This window comes from Duganella phyllosphaerae (assembly GCF_001758785.1).
GTDB lineage: Bacteria > Pseudomonadota > Gammaproteobacteria > Burkholderiales > Burkholderiaceae_D > Rugamonas > Rugamonas phyllosphaerae.
In genome coordinates, this window is record NZ_LROM01000121.1 from 1 (window position 1) to 15,986 (window position 15,986).

At 66.9% G+C, this 15,986-nt stretch carries 13 protein-coding genes; 9 read left to right on the forward strand and 4 right to left on the reverse strand.

From position 1 onward, the window contains the following. Positions 1-63 precede the first annotated feature (63 nt). From DUPY_RS21160 to DUPY_RS21195, 8 genes are all read left to right on the forward strand, one after another. Positions 64-1,041 carry a LysR family transcriptional regulator gene (locus tag DUPY_RS21160; protein WP_229255454.1) on the forward strand — a complete coding sequence of 326 codons (978 nt, stop codon included), beginning with the start codon at positions 64-66 and terminating at the stop codon, positions 1,039-1,041. A gap of 107 nt (positions 1,042-1,148) precedes the next feature. Further along, positions 1,149-2,156 carry an ornithine cyclodeaminase family protein gene (locus tag DUPY_RS21165; RefSeq protein WP_070250836.1) on the forward strand — a complete coding sequence of 336 codons (1,008 nt, stop codon included), beginning with the start codon at positions 1,149-1,151 and terminating at the stop codon, positions 2,154-2,156. Positions 2,157-2,191: 35 nt separating this feature from the next. Beyond that, complete coding sequence (locus DUPY_RS21170) at positions 2,192-3,202, forward strand: dihydrodipicolinate synthase family protein (protein ID WP_070250837.1); 1,011 nt, start codon at positions 2,192-2,194, stop codon at positions 3,200-3,202. 9 nt (positions 3,203-3,211) lie between these two features. Then, positions 3,212-4,681: an NAD-dependent succinate-semialdehyde dehydrogenase gene (locus DUPY_RS21175; protein WP_070250838.1), complete on the forward strand. Its 1,470-nt coding sequence runs from the start codon at positions 3,212-3,214 to the stop codon at positions 4,679-4,681. 11 nt (positions 4,682-4,692) lie between these two features. Then, the gene (locus tag DUPY_RS21180) at positions 4,693-5,463 is read left to right on the forward strand and encodes an EthD domain-containing protein (RefSeq protein WP_070250839.1); all 771 of its coding nucleotides are present in this window, start codon (positions 4,693-4,695) and stop codon (positions 5,461-5,463) included. 48 nt (positions 5,464-5,511) lie between these two features. Then, entirely contained in the window at positions 5,512-6,792 is a 1,281-nt protein-coding gene (locus tag DUPY_RS21185) for a hypothetical protein (RefSeq protein WP_070250840.1), read from the forward strand. Positions 6,793-6,926: 134 nt separating this feature from the next. Continuing rightward, positions 6,927-9,671, forward strand: a complete 2,745-nt coding sequence (locus tag DUPY_RS21190) for a TonB-dependent receptor (protein WP_084640836.1) — start codon at positions 6,927-6,929, stop codon at positions 9,669-9,671. Between the two features lie 20 nt (positions 9,672-9,691). Beyond that, positions 9,692-10,855 carry a hypothetical protein gene (locus tag DUPY_RS21195; protein WP_141749627.1) on the forward strand — a complete coding sequence of 388 codons (1,164 nt, stop codon included), beginning with the start codon at positions 9,692-9,694 and terminating at the stop codon, positions 10,853-10,855. 16 nt (positions 10,856-10,871) lie between these two features. Here DUPY_RS21195 and DUPY_RS21200 read toward each other — a convergent pair whose 3' ends face one another. The 3 genes from DUPY_RS21200 to nhaA all read right to left on the reverse strand — a co-directional run bounded on the left by DUPY_RS21200 (position 10,872) and on the right by nhaA (position 14,003). Continuing rightward, the gene (locus tag DUPY_RS21200; RefSeq protein WP_070250843.1) at positions 10,872-12,044 is read right to left on the reverse strand and encodes an aldose epimerase family protein; all 1,173 of its coding nucleotides are present in this window, start codon (positions 12,042-12,044) and stop codon (positions 10,872-10,874) included. Between the two features lie 160 nt (positions 12,045-12,204). After that, positions 12,205-12,834, reverse strand: a complete 630-nt coding sequence (locus tag DUPY_RS21205) for a phosphatase PAP2 family protein (protein WP_070250844.1) — start codon at positions 12,832-12,834, stop codon at positions 12,205-12,207. Then, entirely contained in the window at positions 12,831-14,003 is a 1,173-nt protein-coding gene (nhaA, locus tag DUPY_RS21210; RefSeq protein ID WP_070250845.1) for a Na+/H+ antiporter NhaA, read from the reverse strand. Before nhaA ends, DUPY_RS21205 begins: the two co-directional genes overlap by 4 nt. A gap of 173 nt (positions 14,004-14,176) precedes the next feature. Between nhaA and DUPY_RS21215 the strand changes: the two genes are divergently transcribed. Beyond that, entirely contained in the window at positions 14,177-15,553 is a 1,377-nt protein-coding gene (locus DUPY_RS21215) for a chloride channel protein (protein WP_070250846.1), read from the forward strand. A 3-nt stretch (positions 15,554-15,556) separates the two neighbouring features. On the opposite strand, the gene DUPY_RS21220 is transcribed toward DUPY_RS21215, so the two are convergent. After that, a partial coding sequence (locus DUPY_RS21220; RefSeq protein ID WP_208600076.1) for a response regulator occupies positions 15,557-15,986 on the reverse strand: 430 nt, incomplete at its 5' end.

Here is a 15,986-nt window from a genome sequence, read left to right on the forward strand (position 1 = left end):
CCGCCACGACGGCGACGCCGATCGCCTGGTGGCGGCGGCCCTGGCGGACGACCGGATCTGACCGTGGACCAGCGGCCAAACACGCCAGCATCGGCGCAGGCGGTCGATGTGCCGCTGCGATCCGGCCATCCGCCGCCGGGGCACGCAGCCAGCCCCGCCATCATTGAACTGCGCTGGCTGGTGTTCCTGCGCGTGGTGGCACTGGGCAGCCTCAGTAAAACCGCCGCCGCGCTGGACATGCCGCAGTCGATGGTCAGCCGCCACATCGCACAGCTCGAGCAGCAATGCGGCGAGCGGCTGTTCCGGCGCACCGGGCGCGGCGTAGTACTGACTGAAGTGGGCGAGCAGCTGCTGCCACGCATTGCCGAACTGGCCGCCGGCGCCGAGCGGCTGGCCGACGATATCCGCAGCATGCGCGGCCAACCCGTGGGCGAGGTGGTGGTGGGACTGCTGCCGACAGCAGTGGCCCGTTATGCCGGGCCGTTGTTTGCGGCAGTGCGCGCACAAATGCCCGGCGTGCGGCTGCACCTGTCGGAAGGCGCCAGCGCCCAGCTCGACGAGCACCTGCGCGAAGGGCGGCTCGACATGGCCATCGTGCTGCGTGAAGAAACAGTACTCGCCGGCGACGAAGCCTTGCTGGCGCGCCTGCCACTGCACATGGTGGGTCCGGCCGGCGACCCGCTTTTACAAGCCGGCGAGCTGCCATTCGCCGCACTCGACGGCCTGCCGCTGGTGGTGCCGGGCCGCCCGCACCTGCTGCGCGCAAGGCTCGACCGGCTGGGCGCCGAACACGCGCTGCGGCTCGGCGTGGCAGTGGAAGTCGATTCCGTGCGCCTGCAATACGAGGTGGCAGCCGCCGGCGGCGGCTACGCCATTGCCGCAGCACCACCGCCTGGCCAGGACCTGCGCCTGGCAGCGGCGCGCATCGTTTCCCCCATGCTCGAGCGCTTCGTGGTGCTGGCCGTCTCGCCGCGCCGCCCGCATACGCGCGCCACGCGCGCAGTCCAGCGCCTGATCTGCACAATGGCCGAAGGCCTGTAGCCGAAGCGCCAGCCATCGATATGGCGCATAACTGCTTTCACATTCCGGTGGTTACAGCGCGGCTGGCGCAATCCTATAGTGGAAAGCACCAACCCCAGGAGCCCGCCATGTCAACACCCGCCAGTCCCGCCATTCCCCCTACCCTGTTCCTGTCCGACGACGATGTCGCCGTTCTGTCCGACTGGACTGCCGCCGTGGCTGCGCTGGCCGACGCCTATGCGCGGCACGTATCCGACGCCATGGTGCCGCCACGATCGATGGCGCGCGGCGACGGCACCTGGCTGCGCAGCCTGACGGCAGTGTCGCCCTCGGGCGGCCACCTGGGCTGCAAGCTGATTGCCGCGTCCACCCGTGCGCGCCGCGCCAGCTACCTGATCTCGCTGTTCGACCAGGACACCACCGCGCTGACCGCGCTCATCGACGGCAACCGAGTGACAGGCCTGCGCACGGCCGCCACGGCCACGCTGGCGATCGACCTGCTGGCGCCCCTGCGCCCGTTGCAGGTGGCGGTGATCGGCTCCGGCTTCGAGGCGCGCGGCGCGCTCGACTGCCTGCGCACGGTGCGCAGACTCGCCAGCGTGAAAGTATTCAGCCCCAGCCAGGCCAGTCGCGAGCGTTTCGCCGACAGCTTCCGCCCGCAGCTCGACATCGCGGCAGTGTCGTCCGCCGAAGTTGCGGTGCAGGAGGCGGACGTGGTCATTTGCGCGGCCCGCAGCCGCGACGAATCGCCCACGCTGCACGGCGCCTGGCTGGCGCCCGGCTGCACCGTGGTGTCGCTCGGTTCCACCCTGCCCGAGCAGCGCGAGGTGGACGAAGATACTTTGGACCGTGCCGCCTGCATCGTGGCCGACATGCCCGCCGAAGTGGCGCACGATACCGGCGACGCCATCGCCGCCACCCGCGCCGGCGTGCAGCTGGCCGACAAGCTGGTGTCGCTGGCGGCGCTGGCTGCCGGCACCGTCACGGCGCGCCGCAGCGAGCGTGACATCGTGGTCTACAAATCGGTCGGCTCGGCCCTGCAGGACGTGGTGATCGCCGAGATGCTGCTTGGCCTGGCCCGCGAGCGCGGTATCGGTACACCGCTGGCAGTGAGCATCGCGCCGGTATCCAAATAATCTCCATCAACCCACAAACAGACAAGGAGCCAGCCATGGCCGCATATACCAAGAAGGAAGCCCGCGACTGGGCGCGCGAACGCCTGCAAGGCGTCGCCAACGTCATCATTCCGACCATGACGTCTGATTTCAAACACCTCAACGAAGCGGCTGCGCGCCACGACGTGGAAACCACCATCGCCCATGGCTTCGTGGGTACGCTCACCTGCTCGGAAGTGGCGATCACCATGGCCGAATACGAGCAGTTCGTGCGGGTGGCCGTGGACCAGGCGGCCGGCCGCATCTTCATCGTCCACCATGCCGTGTTCAATACCCTGGAGGACAACCTCGAAGCACTGAAGCGGGCCGAGGACGCGGGCGCTGAACTGGTGCTGCTCGGCTATCCACCGTACTTCTATCCGAAGTCGATGGACGATGTCTACACTTACACCAAGGCCCTGTGCGACGCCACCAATCTTGCGGTGATGCTGTTCCCGATTCCCACCTGGGGCTTTGGCCGCCTCGATCCGTCGGACATGTCGCTGCCGCTGCTGCGCCGCCTGATCGACGACTGCCCCAACGTGGCCGCCATCAAGGCCGAAGGCGGCGCGCCGCACATCATGGCCGCCATCGAGGTGCACCGCGCGTTCCACAAGGAAGTGGTGATCTCGTCGCCGATGGAGCATGAATACGTGCCGCTGGCGCAGCTGATGCCGATCCCGTTCTGCGGCACCAATTATTCGGCGTTCTACGGCCCGATGCTGCCCCGGGTGTACCGCCTGATCCAGGAAGGCCGCTGTGCCGAAGCGACCGCGATCTTTTACCAGCTCGACGCGGCACGCAAGGCCTTTGGCAGCGTGCCGCAGGCGGGCAATGGCCTGATCAACCGCATGATGTGGAAGTACGAAGGCTGGCTGCAGGGTTACAACGGCGGCCCGCTGCGCCATCCGACTGCGCGCGTGTATGCGCGCGACATGGTGGCGCTGCGGCGCGGCCAGGAAGCCTCGGGCCTGAATCCCACAGCCGACGCCGACGAAGCATTCTTCACCGGCCGCCATCCACGCTAAGGAGAGCGCATGAAACATCTATTGAAAGACCCTACCCTGTGGCGCGAGGCTGCGTACGTGGGCGGCGAATGGCTGGCGCACACGCCGCACGGCAGCTACGCACTGCGCAACCCGGCCACCGGCGCCGTGCTGGTGGAGCTGCCGCGCTGCCAGCAGGCCGAAGCGCGCCAGGCCATCGAGGTGGCGCACGTGGCCTTCCTGGCCTGGCGCAAGACCACGGCAAGACACCGCGCCGAAGTGCTGCACCGCTGGTACACGCTGGTGCAGGAGAACCGCGACGACCTGGCGCTGTTGATCACGCTCGAGCAAGGCAAGCCGCTGGCCGAGGCGCGCGGCGAGATCGATTACGCGGCCTCGTTCCTGCAGTGGTTTTCCGAAGAGGCCAAGCGCGTGCGCGGCGACGTCATTCCGGCGCCAAAGGATACCCAGCGCATCGTCGTGCTCAAGCAGCCGATCGGCGTGTGCGCGGCCATCACGCCGTGGAATTTTCCAGCGGCGATGATTACCCGCAAGGCCGGACCCGCGCTGGCCGCCGGTTGCGCCATGGTCGTCAAACCCGCCAGCCAGACCCCGATGACCGCGCTGGCCCTGGCCGAACTGGCGCTGCGCGCCGGTGTGCCCTCCGGCCTGTTCAGCGTCCTGACCGGTAACGACACGCGCCTGCTGGGCGTCGAGCTGACCGGCCACCCGCTGGTGCGCAAGCTCACCTTTACCGGTTCGACCGAAGTAGGTCGGGTGTTGCTGCAGCAGGCAGCCGCCACCATCAAGAAGTGTTCGATGGAGTTGGGCGGCAATGCGCCGGTGCTGGTGTTCGACGATGCCGACCTGGAAACCGCCGTCGAGGGCGTACTCGCCTCCAAGTTCCGCAATACCGGGCAAGCGTGCATCAGCGCCAACCGCATCTATGTGCAGGATGCGATCTACGACGCCTTTGCCGCCCGGTTGTCCGCACGGGTGGCGGAACTGAAAGTGGGCAATGGCCTGGAAGACGGCGTCCAGCAAGGTCCGCTGATCGACGCCGGCGCGCTGGCCAAGGTGGAAGAACATATCACCGACGCGGTTGCTGGCGGTGCTAAGGTGGCAGTCGGCGGCCGCCGCCACGCGCTGGGCGGCTGCTTCTTCGAGCCGACCGTGCTGGTGGACGTACAGCCGTCGATGCAGGTGGCGCGTGAAGAAACCTTCGGCCCGGTCGCGCCGCTGTTCCGCTTCCACACCGAAGAAGAGGTCCTGGCGCTGGCCAATGACACCGAGTTCGGCCTGGCGGCCTACCTGTACAGCCGCGATGCGGCGCGCATCTGGCGCGTGGGTGCGGCCATCGAATCGGGCATGGTCGGCATCAACTGCGGCCTGATCTCGAACGAGGTGGCGCCGTTCGGCGGCATCAAGCAAAGCGGCCTGGGACGCGAGGGCTCGCAATACGGCATCGAGGAGTTCCTCGAAATCAAATACCTGTGCTGGGACGGCCTGGACCCAATCTGAAAGGACACACCATGATCAAGATGATGGCAGCCGTATGCCGGCGCCCCGGCATGACACACGCCGAATACCTCGCCTACGTGCAGCACGTGCACGCGGCGATCAGCAACGAGAACCCGGTGGCGCTGGCAGCGTATGTGCAGAACCACGTGTTCGACGCCGCCTTCGGCACCACCGCGCAAGCGGCGCACACGCTGACGGTGGCGCGCGACTCGGTGACGGAACTGTACTGGAATAGCGCCGAAGATTTGCAGGCCACGTTCGCCCACGAACACGTGCGCACCCGCGTGGGGCCGGATGCGCGCAATTTCAGCGACACCAGCGTGGCATTGAGCCTGGTGGCGGAGGAGGCCGAGCAACCGGTCACCCACCCCGGCCATGGTTACGGTTACGGCGCCAAGGTGCTGCACTACCTGCGCGCGGCTGAAGGACTGACACTGCCCGAGTTCTTTGCGCGCTGGGAGGCGGCGCATGCGCTGGCCTTGAAACACGCGCCGGACGCCGCGGCGGCCATACGCCGCTGCGTGCACAACCGCCAGCTACCGCAGTTCAATCCCATGCTGGCATACTTCGGCGGCAAGGACGCGCCGATCTACGAGGGCGTGGGCAGCCTGTGGTTCGACAACGCCGCCACCGTGGGCGCCTTCCGCGCCTACGAGCGCGCACTGCTGGCGATCAACGCCGATCCGGCCACCGCGTTCTACCGGCCGGACCAGTCGTTCTTCCTGTATGCGCACGAAGTGCAGATTTACCGGCGCGACCACGGTTACACCATGGCGCGCTGAGGGCGCGCCTGTCACGTGCCGGTCATACCGGTTTGCTATCCTGTCCCGATGGACCTGGAACCGGAAGCGCCGCCGGCCGAACGCGTGGCATTGGACAAAGTACTGGCAAGCGCCGAATTCGCCCGTAGCGAACGGCTGTCGGCGTTTCTGGCTTATGTGTGCGAGGCGGTGCTCACGCAAAAAGGCGTGCGGCTGACGGAGCAGCACATCGGCATCCACGTCTTCGGCCGGCCCGACAACTACATACCGGCCGAGGACACCATCGTGCGCACCACGGCGGCGATGTTGAGAAAGCGCCTGGCAAAATATTACGAGAGCGAAGGTTTGAGCGACCCGGTGCGCATCGCCATTCCGCGCGGCTCTTACAGCCCGGTGTTTGTCGCCAATACCGTTACGCCCACGCCGGCGCCCTTCGTGCTCGATCCTGCCGATACGTCAGCCACAGCACCGCCGGTGTTGGCGGCCGCCCCCAAACGCTGGCGCAACCTGATCACCGCCCATCGATACCGCACCCTGTTCGGCGCCTTTGCCGCCCTGCTGCTGGCCGTGATCGTCGGCGCGCTTGCCGCGCCGGAAAAACCTGCCGACCCGGTGGACGCATTCTGGAAGTCGCTGCTGTTTGCCGGCCACGAAACGCTGTTCGTCCCCGCCGACTCGGAACTGGTGATGCACCAGAAAGCCATCGGCCGCCAGGTGTTGCTCGACGATTACATCGCCAAGCGCTTCGACGCCGCTGCAAACAACGCCCATGGCCCGGCGCCGCCACCTTTCTATTGGCGCCGCTACACGGGCGTGATCTCGGTGACGCTGGCGGTGGAGCTGGGCAAGCTGGCAGCGAACGCGCCGCACGGCCTGCGGGTGCGCTACGCGCGCGACCTGCAACTCAATGAACTCAAGCAGTCCAGCGCGGTACTGGTGGGCACCGCCGACGCCAACCCGTGGGTATCGCTGTTTCGCGACCGCCTGAACTACCACATCGACCTCGACATCCCCAACGACAAAATCCTGGTGCGCAACGACACCCCGACCAGCGGCGAGCGCGCGCTGTACGAATTTTCCGGCGCCGAGCGCGAAAAACACGGCTTTGCCGTGCTGGCCTACACCCCCAACCTGAGCGGCAATGGCCACGTGCTGATGATCGGCGGCACCTCGTCGGTCGGCACCGAGGCGGCCATGGATTTCCTGCTCAACCGCGAGCGCTTGCGCGCTGTTTTGGCCGGGGCCGTGCGGCCCGACGGCAGCGTGCGGCCGTTCGAGATCCTGCTGCAATGCGCGCTGCGGGCGTCCGGCACCACCGACGTCCAGGTCATCGGCGTGCGCATCAAATAGCCGTGGCTTTTCACCGTTAAACCTGACTGTTAAAGGCCTTCGGGGCCGGTCCATCGTTGCTACCATTTTCTCCGATCCTCACCTACCGGAACGGCAACCGGACCTTATCGAATCAGCCTCCCTGGAGCAGTCATATGCGTATCAAAAACAGTCTTACTTCCCTCCCATTGCTGCCGCTGGCGGCGGCGGTCCTGATGACCCTGCCCGCCCGTGCACAACAACCGGAGCCGGAACCTGAACCGGGAACCGAAGTGCAAAAAGTGGTCGTCAGCGGCCTGCGCGCCGCCGAACACGCCACCGTGCAGACCAAGAAGGCTACGCGCCAGATCGTGGACGCGGTCAGCCAGGACGACATCGGCCAACTGCCCGACTTCAATATCGTGGAAGCGGCGCGCCGGATTCCGGGCCTGTCGGTGGTAGGCGGCGGCGACGCCACCAAGAACCGCGACATCTACCAGCGCGCCACCATCCGCGGCCTGGACAGCCGCTACAACCTGGTCACCGTCGATGGCGTGCCGATCGCGTCGGCCGACCAGACGTACCGGGGCGCGCGGCTGGAGATGCTGCCGGCGGGACTGGTATCGCAAATCCAGGCCATCAAGACCGTCACCGCCGAATACGATCCGCATGCACTGGGCGGCCAGGTCAACCTGGTGAGCCGCAGTGCGTTTGCGCGCGACCAGGACCGTTTTTTTGTCGCCAACGCCTTTGCCGGACGCAATTCCAGCGCCGGAAAATTCCTGTCCGACAAAAAGAACTCGGGCCGCGCCGACGCCACCGGCGCCGCCATCTTCGGCGACCGCCGCCAGTTCGGCATCGTGGTCTCGGGCGAACTGCAACGACTGCCCTCGAGCGCCTTTTCGGAACTGCCCGGCGACACCGCCGGCGCCGGCTGGACGTATTACACCGCCAGCGGCGCCCGCACGCCGTTTGGCAACCTGTCTGCCACCGGCCAGCAGGCGCCGGTACGCAACCAGGACTACGCGTTCGACAACCTGCGCGAACGCCCCAGCCTCAATACCAAGCTCGAATACCGGTTCGGCGCACGCAGCCACGTCTCGGCTTTTGCGGGCCACTATGCCGACAAGGACACCGAAACCCGCTACGAAACCCTGACCAGCCCCGGTGCGCCAGTAGGGCCCACCGCCACCGGCGGGCGCTTCGCACTGGGCGACGTCCAGCAGGGGTTCACCTACCAGCCGGTCAAGCGCCGCACCAACCTGTTTACGGTGGATGGCCTGTTCGAGGCCGGCGCCGATGCCGACATCGGCGTGACCGCGTCATCATCGAAGGCGACCTACCGCGAGTACCGCCAGATGATCAAGTACACCACCAACCCCAGGGCCGGCACCACCACCGCCCAGTATCTCCCGGCGCTGGCGTATTCGTACACCTTGGCCGGCGGCGCGCCGCGCCTGGCCTTCGACAATCCGCAAACCGCCACCAACCCGGCCAGCTACAAGGGCCTGTACTGGCGCGACATCAACCGCGACCTCGATAACAACGTCGATTTCGTGCGCGCCGACTACAAGCACAATTTCAAACCCGGCGATCGCGGCTTCGGCTTCAACCTGGGCGTCAACCTCACGAAGACCAGGCAGGCCTGGGACGTGCGCTACCAGGAACTGGTGCCCCGCGACGCTGCAGCCCAGCAAGCCATCGGCTCGCTGGCCAATGTATTGATTCCGTCGAGCTTCCCCACCTACGAAACCCCGCAGGCCGGCTACCTGCTGCCCGACCGCCAGCGCGCGGCGCAGCTGACCAATACCTACGCATCGTCGTTCATCGCCACCAACCAGCTGGCCAACAATTTCGGCGACGACTACCGCGACACCGAAAAAGTGAAAGCGGCCTACGCGCAAGGCATCTATCAAAGCGAGCGCTGGATGCTGCTGGCCGGCGCGCGCGAAGACCGCACCGATGTGAAAGTGGACGGCTACCAGGCGCCTACCGCAGCCGGCAGCACTGCCTACACGCCATCGAGCCGCAACGGCGACTACCGCTTCCTGCTGCCATCGGTACTGGTCACGTACCAGCTAAGCGCCGACATGCGCCTCAAGGGCGGCGTCAGCAAGACCATTGGCCGCCCGGACTTTGCCCAGTACGCCGCGCGCCGGACCTTCGCGGTCGGCACCGATGGCAGCCTGACCGTCAACCAGGGCAACCCGGCGCTGGCGCCGCGCGAAGCGTGGAACTACGATGTGGCCTACGAATGGTATCTGCCGCGCGGCGGCGTCGTTTCTGCGGCGGCGTTTTACAAGGACATCCGCAACGAGATTTTCACCACCAGCGCGGTAGGACCGGCCACCGATTACCAGGGCCGCACCTACTCGCAGGTGACCATCGCGCAGCCGCTCAACTCCGCCAAGGCCGGCCTGCGCGGCATCGAACTGCAGTACGTCGCCGACCGTTTCATGTTTCTGCCGCGCGAGCTGCGCGGGCTGGGTTTTTCCACCAACATCACCTGGCTCAAGGGCTTCTTCAACCAGCCGATGAGCGGCGCCAGTATCGCCAACGGCGGCCCCGCCACGCGCCGCTCGTCCGGATTGATCCACCAGCCGGACTTCATCGCCAACGCCACGTTGTCGTATGCGGCCGGCCCGCTCGACGTGCGGCTGTCGTACAACCGCATTGGCAAGGCGCTGGAATCGGTGGACCAGGACACCAGCGAACGCGACCTGGTGGCGATGGCGCGCAACCAGGTCGATGTGCAGGCCAGCTACCAGTTCAGCCGCTCGCTGCGCGCGGTGGTGCAGGGCCAGAATCTGACCCGCGCACCGTTCGTGGTGCGCCAGGGCGCCAACCGCGAACTGCTCAATAACTATTTCCCGGTGGGCCGCACGGTGTTTGTCGGTTTGACCTACGAGGCGGACCTGTGATGGCGCGCCGGTTAGCCCCCTTGCGCCTGCCCCTCGTGTGGCAGCTGCCGACCGCACTGCTGGCCGGCGCGCTGGTCGCTGGCACGGCGCCGGCGTGGGCCGATGACGCGCAAGCCGATCCCACTATTCCGTCGGACCGCGTCACGGTAGTGCTCAAATTCGTCAAGCCACCGGATGACGACAACATGGCGCCGGTTGCGCTGCTGGCCGACAGCTGCGCGGCCTGCACGGTGCTGAACGACCCTGCCCTGGCCCGTGACAACTGCCGCGAAACCCTGGTGGCCCTGGCGCTGCCTGCGCGGCGCACGTTGGCGCTGCGCTTCCGCGCCGCTCCCGGCGCCGTCAAGCGCGTGGTGCTCGAAAGCGGCGACCTGCCATTTTCGGCCGACGGCAACATCGTCACGGTGGCAATGCCGCCAGTCGCCAGCGACGCCGTCACGGCAGGGGAATTTGCCACCCACATCGTCGAACCTGGCATGGTGCTGCGCTTCGAACATGCCGACATCGCGCGCCGCGCCGGCGCCTATGCGCAGGGCGCCTTCCCCGCCCGGCAACGACGTGCGGCCGACAACCTGCAGTTCGCCCAGCGCGAAGTGATACGGCGCACGGGCCTGGGCGAGTTCGTGGCGCAGGAAAAGCTGGGCGCGATCCAGGTGATGGGTTTCGACACCAACTACCCGCACGGCCACACCGACGCCCCGCCGCACATGCATATGCACCTGCGCTGGCCGCTCAACGCCGGCACCCAGATCGGTCACTATTACATTGACGGGCAAGGCCTGCTCACGCACAACGTGGTGGGGGTAAAAAGTATCAATGGTCCGGCACGCACCTACCGCCGTGGCGAAACGTTTACGACCATGGATGTGCGGGGACGGCCGATCTACCGGCACCGCATCACGCCCGAGGGGTGGCTGGAGCTGGGCAGAGTGGCGGTCGGGGAGGCGCCTTGCCTGATCAAGCCGGCGCAGGCCGGCAAAGGATTCGAGACCGGCGCCGTCGTCGCGTGCGCGCGACAGGCGCCGGTGAGCATCGACGTCACCGACGACCTGGAGGGCGGCATCCTGCGCGTGGCGACCGGGCAGATCGTGGAGACCTTCCGCTACGACACCGACACCGGCAAGCTGTTATCACCTGCGGCGCCGCCGCCGGCCACTGAATCGAACTACGTGGCGCCGCAGTAGTGGCTTACAGCGTGGCTTACTTCAGCAGGTAGAAGTGGAACACCGTGGTCTGGGCATAGTTCTGGCCCGGATCGAGGCGCGTGGACGGGAACGCCGGCTGGTTAGGCGCATCAGGGTAACCCTGCGCCTCGAAGCTGATCGACTGGTACTTGGTCAGGCGCTGGCCGCCCTTGCCCACGATTTCACCCTTGAGGAAGTTGCCGGTGTAGACCTGCATGCCCGGTTCGGTCGTGGCGATTTTCAGGCCGCGGCCGGACTGGCGGTCTTCCAGCGTGACAGCCGGTTTTGGCGTGGCGGTTTTGCCGCCGCGCAGAACGTAGTTGTGGTCGATGCCGCCGTTGGCCAGCGCCAGCTGCGGATGCTCGGCACGGGCGCGCTCGGTCACGTTGGCCGGCTTGCGGAAATCGAACGGCGTGCCGGCTACCGGCAGCGGGGTGCCGGTCGGGATCAGGGTTTTATCGACCGGCAGGATGGCGTCCGATTCGATGGTCAGATCGGCGTCGGTGGCCAGGCGCGAAGCCGGAATGCCCGACAGGTTGATCATGCTGTGGTACGTCAGGTTGACGACCGTGGGCTTGTCGGTGGTGGCGCCGTAGCGGATGGTCAGGTCGTTGTTGTTATTGAGCTCGTAGGTGACGTCGGCCACCACGGTGCCGGGGAAGCCCTGGTCGCCGTCCGGCGAAGTGAGGGTAAAGGTAACCGACGCCTTGTCGGCAGTCTGGTCCACCGATTTGACGACCCAGTTGCGCTTGTCCCAGCCGATGGTCCCACCGTGCAGGGTGTTCGGCGGCTCGCTCAGCGACAGCGGATACGCTTTGCCATCGAGTGCGAAGGTGCCCTTGGCAATGCGGTTGGCGTAGCGGCCCACCGTCACGTTGGTAAAGCCGGGGGTGGTTTCGTAGCCGACCAGGTTGTCGTAGCCGACCACCAGGTCGGCGGCGTTGCCCTGCTTGTCGGGGAAGCGCAGGCTCTGCACGGTGGCGCCGTATGAAATCAGCGTGGCCGACATGCCGGCGGCGTTTTTCAGGGTGACCGCTTCGACCTTGGCGCCGTTCGACAAGGTGCCGAACGATGCGCGCGAGGCGGAGACTGAAGCAGCCTTGTCGCCGGCCGGCATCTGGCTGCAGGCGGACAGGCCGACCAGGGTGGAGAGCAGGATCGTCGTTGCGGGTCTGATGGAAATATTCATGTCGTTGGCAGTCTCTTTAGAAATGCGGGCCGTCGGCACAAGTCCGCGACCGCAATTGTTAGAATCAATATCCGGCGCTACGCTGGATAGGTGTCGTTGGCGTCGCGTGGAATCCGCTGGCGCAAATGGCAACATTTGTATTATCCACCAAAAAACCAAACTACGGTCTCAACCATCCCCGATCAATCAGCGGCGCGAGCAAACGGCGGTAGACCGCCACGCCCCATCCGGTAACGACCGCACTCATTGCGCCGAGGCGGTGCAACCGGAACACGGCCACCAGCGCCAGCGCCAGCACTGCAGCGCCCAGCATGTCCAGCGGCCAGTGCACGCCCACGAACACCCGCGACCACGCCACCAGCACCGCCAGCGGCAACAGCACCAGTCCCCAGCGCCGGGCCAGCGGCGCCGCGCTGGTGGCCAGCATCAGGGCCGACACCAGCATGATGGTGCCGTGGTTGCTGGGGAAGGAACTGGTGGGCGCATGGTCAAGGAAGCACTCGCCGATGCCGACTGCGAACGGTCGGCCATGGAACCACAGTGCCCCGATAGCGCCGCTGATGCTCAAGCCGCACAGCACCGCCAGCGCAGCCTCCACGGCCGCGTGGCGCGCACCGCGCCGGCCGGACAGCCACAGCACCACCAGCGCCGCAGGCGCCAGCAGGATCACCCGCTCGGCCGCGAACAGCGCGCCGGCCAGTTGCCAGCCATCGAGGCCGGCCTCCGCATTCATGAGCGAGAACCACGCCAGGTTCAGCTGGCGCAGGGTGTCGAACCAGCCGCCCGTCATTGCGCGTTGGCCGGCTTGCCAAACAGCTTGAGCCAGATGAAGCCCGCCACGCCGGCGGCCAGGGAGGCCAGCAAAATCGCCATCTTGGAGGCGTTGATCAGCGCCGGGTCGGTGGCGAAGGCCAGGTTGGTAATAAAAATCGACATGGTAAAGCCGATCCCGCCCAGCATGCCGGCGCCAATCACGTGGCGCCATTTCAGGTCCGACGGCAGCGTGCACAGGCCCACGGTCACTGCCAGCAGGCAGGCGATCGTGATGCCCAGCGGCTTGCCCAGCACCAGCCCGGCCAGGATGCCCAGGCTGTTATGGGAAGCGAGTTCCTGCATCCAGCCGGCGCCGATGACGATGCCGGTATTGGCCAGCGCGAAAATCGGCAGGATGATAAACGCCACCGGCGTGTGCAGGAAGTGCTCGAGCCGGTGCGACGGCGACTCCTGGTCCTCGTCCTTGGTCGAATAGGGAATGGCGAACGCCAGCAGCACACCGGCGATGGTGGCGTGCACGCCGGACTTGAGCATGAAGAACCACATCACGGCGCCGCCGACCAGGTATGGCGACAGCGCGCGCACGCGCAGCACCCGGTTCATAACGAACAGCGCGGCAAACACCAGCAGCGCGCCGAGCAGGTACCACGGCGCCAGCGCGGACGTGTAGAACACGGCGATGACGATGATGGCGCCCAGGTCGTCCATCACCGCCAGCGCGGTGAGGAACACCTTCAACGAGGTGGGTACTGCGCTGCCGAGCAGCATCAGCACCGCCAGCGCAAAAGCGATGTCGGTGGCCATCGGGATACCCATACCGGCCTGGCTGGGCGTGCCGCCATTGAGGGCAAAGTGGATCAGCGCGGGCACGGCGATGCCGCCGACGGCAGCCACCATCGGCAGCAGCGCGCTGCGGATCGTCGATAGCTCGCCGCTCTGGATTTCGCGCTGCAGTTCCAGGCCGATCAGCAGGAAAAAGATCGCCATCAGGGCGTCGTTGATCCACAGCTCGACCGACAGGCCGGCCAGCGGCAGGTGCCAGAATTGCAGATACGGCGCAGCCACCGGGGAGTTGGCCAGCAGCAGGGAGACGATGGTGCAGACGATCAGCAGGATGCCGCCGGCTTTTTCCGATTCGACGAAACGATTGAAGGTATTGGAAATGGGCTTGGGGATGATATTCATAGGCGCTATAGACGATAACGTGCCGCGCGGCGGCCCGACCTGACGCATTCCCTGCCACACGACATGTGTGTACACCCATGCTCATGATAACAGAACCGCACTTTGGCTGACGTACGGTACAGTTTCCTGCATAGGAATATAATGACAGGCTTCTTTCCCGAACCTCCTTTCCCATGCACCCGCCAGACAAAAACCCGCACGACATGCGCACCGCCTTTCGCCGCGAGTTCGCGTCGCCGGAGGTATGGATCACCCGCACCGTGGTGGTGGGCGCGGCGGCCGTCGCCGGCCTGGTGGTGGTCGGCTTTACCTGGCTGGCAGAACAGGCGCTGGGGCTGTTCAAGGGCATCGCCAGCGTGGGCTGGTGGTTGCCGCTGCTCTGGACGCCGCTGCTGTGCGGCGCCATCGTCTGGACCACGCGACGCTTTGCGCGCGGCGCCGGCGGCTCCGGCATTCCACAGGTGATGGCCGCGCTCGACCCGGCGCTGTCGGGCGGCCGCCGGCCGCTGCTGGTGTCGCTGCGACTGAGCCTGGCCAAGATCGGCCTGACTTCGGCCGGCCTGCTGGGCGGCCTGTCGCTGGGCCGCGAAGGACCGTCGGTGCAGATCGCCGCCGGCGTGATGCTGACCGCGCGCCGCTGGCTGCCGCGCGGCAGCGGCGTCAGCGCCCATTCGCTGCTGGTGGCCGGCGGCGCTGCCGGGATCGCGGCAGCGTTCAACACGCCGCTGGCCGGCGTGATGTTCGCCATCGAAGAACTTTCGCGCACTCCCGAGCAGCGCAACAGCGGCCTGATCGTCTCCGGCATCGTGCTGGCCGGCCTGATCGCGGTCTCGGTGTACGGCAACGGCACCCATTTCGGCGTGATTCATCCGGGCCCGATCGGCCTGGCGCTGGTGGGACCGGGCCTGCTGGTGACGCTCGTGACCGGCCTGGCCGGCGGCCTGTTCGCCCGGCTGCTGCTCGCGTCCCTGCGCGGCACCTCGCCCGATGCGCCCAGCCGCTGGCGCCAGCGCTACCCGGTGCGCTTTGCCGTCGGCTGCGGCCTGGCAGTGGCCGTAATCGGCGCGGTGACCGGCGGCGCTACGTACGGCAGCGGCAACGAGGCCACCCGCGCCCTGCTCGACAGCAACGGCCACGTGCCGGGCGGCTTTGCGCTGTTCAAGTTCATCGCCACCTGGCTCACTGCCTGGTCGGGCGTGCCGGCCGGGATCTTCGCGCCGTCGCTGTCGATCGGCGCCGCGCTGGGCCACGACGTCGCCTGGCTGACCAACTACCCGTACGCGCCGGCCGTGATCGCGCTGGGCATGGTGGGTTTCCTGGCCGCCGCCACGCAGGCGCCGCTCACCGCCTTCATCATCGTGATGGAAATGGTCGATGGCCACGGCATGGTACTGAGCCTGATGGCGTGCGCGGTGATCGCCAGCACCGTCTCGCGCGTGCTCAGTCCACCGTTGTACACGGCGCTGGCGATGATACAACTGCCGCCGCGGCGCACCCTCCCCCTGGCGACAGCCGGCGGCGACACCGACGACAGCGCCACCCGGCCCTGACCGTCAGGGGCCGGCGGCCTCGCGTATGCTGGCCTGCTCGAGCGCGGCCAGCGCGGCCGCAGCACCTGCTCGGTCGCCACCGCGGCAGGCCGCTTCCAGCACTTGCGCGCGCTCCCCGGTTTCGGGGCAGCCGAACGTGGCTGCCGACCCCTTGATCGAATGGGCCTCGTGAATGGCCGCTGCCAGGTCGTCGTGCGCCAGTGCGGCAGCGATTTTTGACACCCGTTCGGCGATGCCGTTCCGAAAAGTCCGCACCAGCGCCGCAAACCCCGGCAGGTTCGAAAAATGTCCGGCCAGCGCCGGCTTGGGCAAATGCTGCGCCACCACGCGACTGAAGGCGGCGCGGTCGATGGGCTTGGCCAGGCAGTCGTCGAAGCCCGCGGCCAGGTAGCGCGCCCGGTCCGCCGCCATCACGTCGGCAGTGAGCGCCACC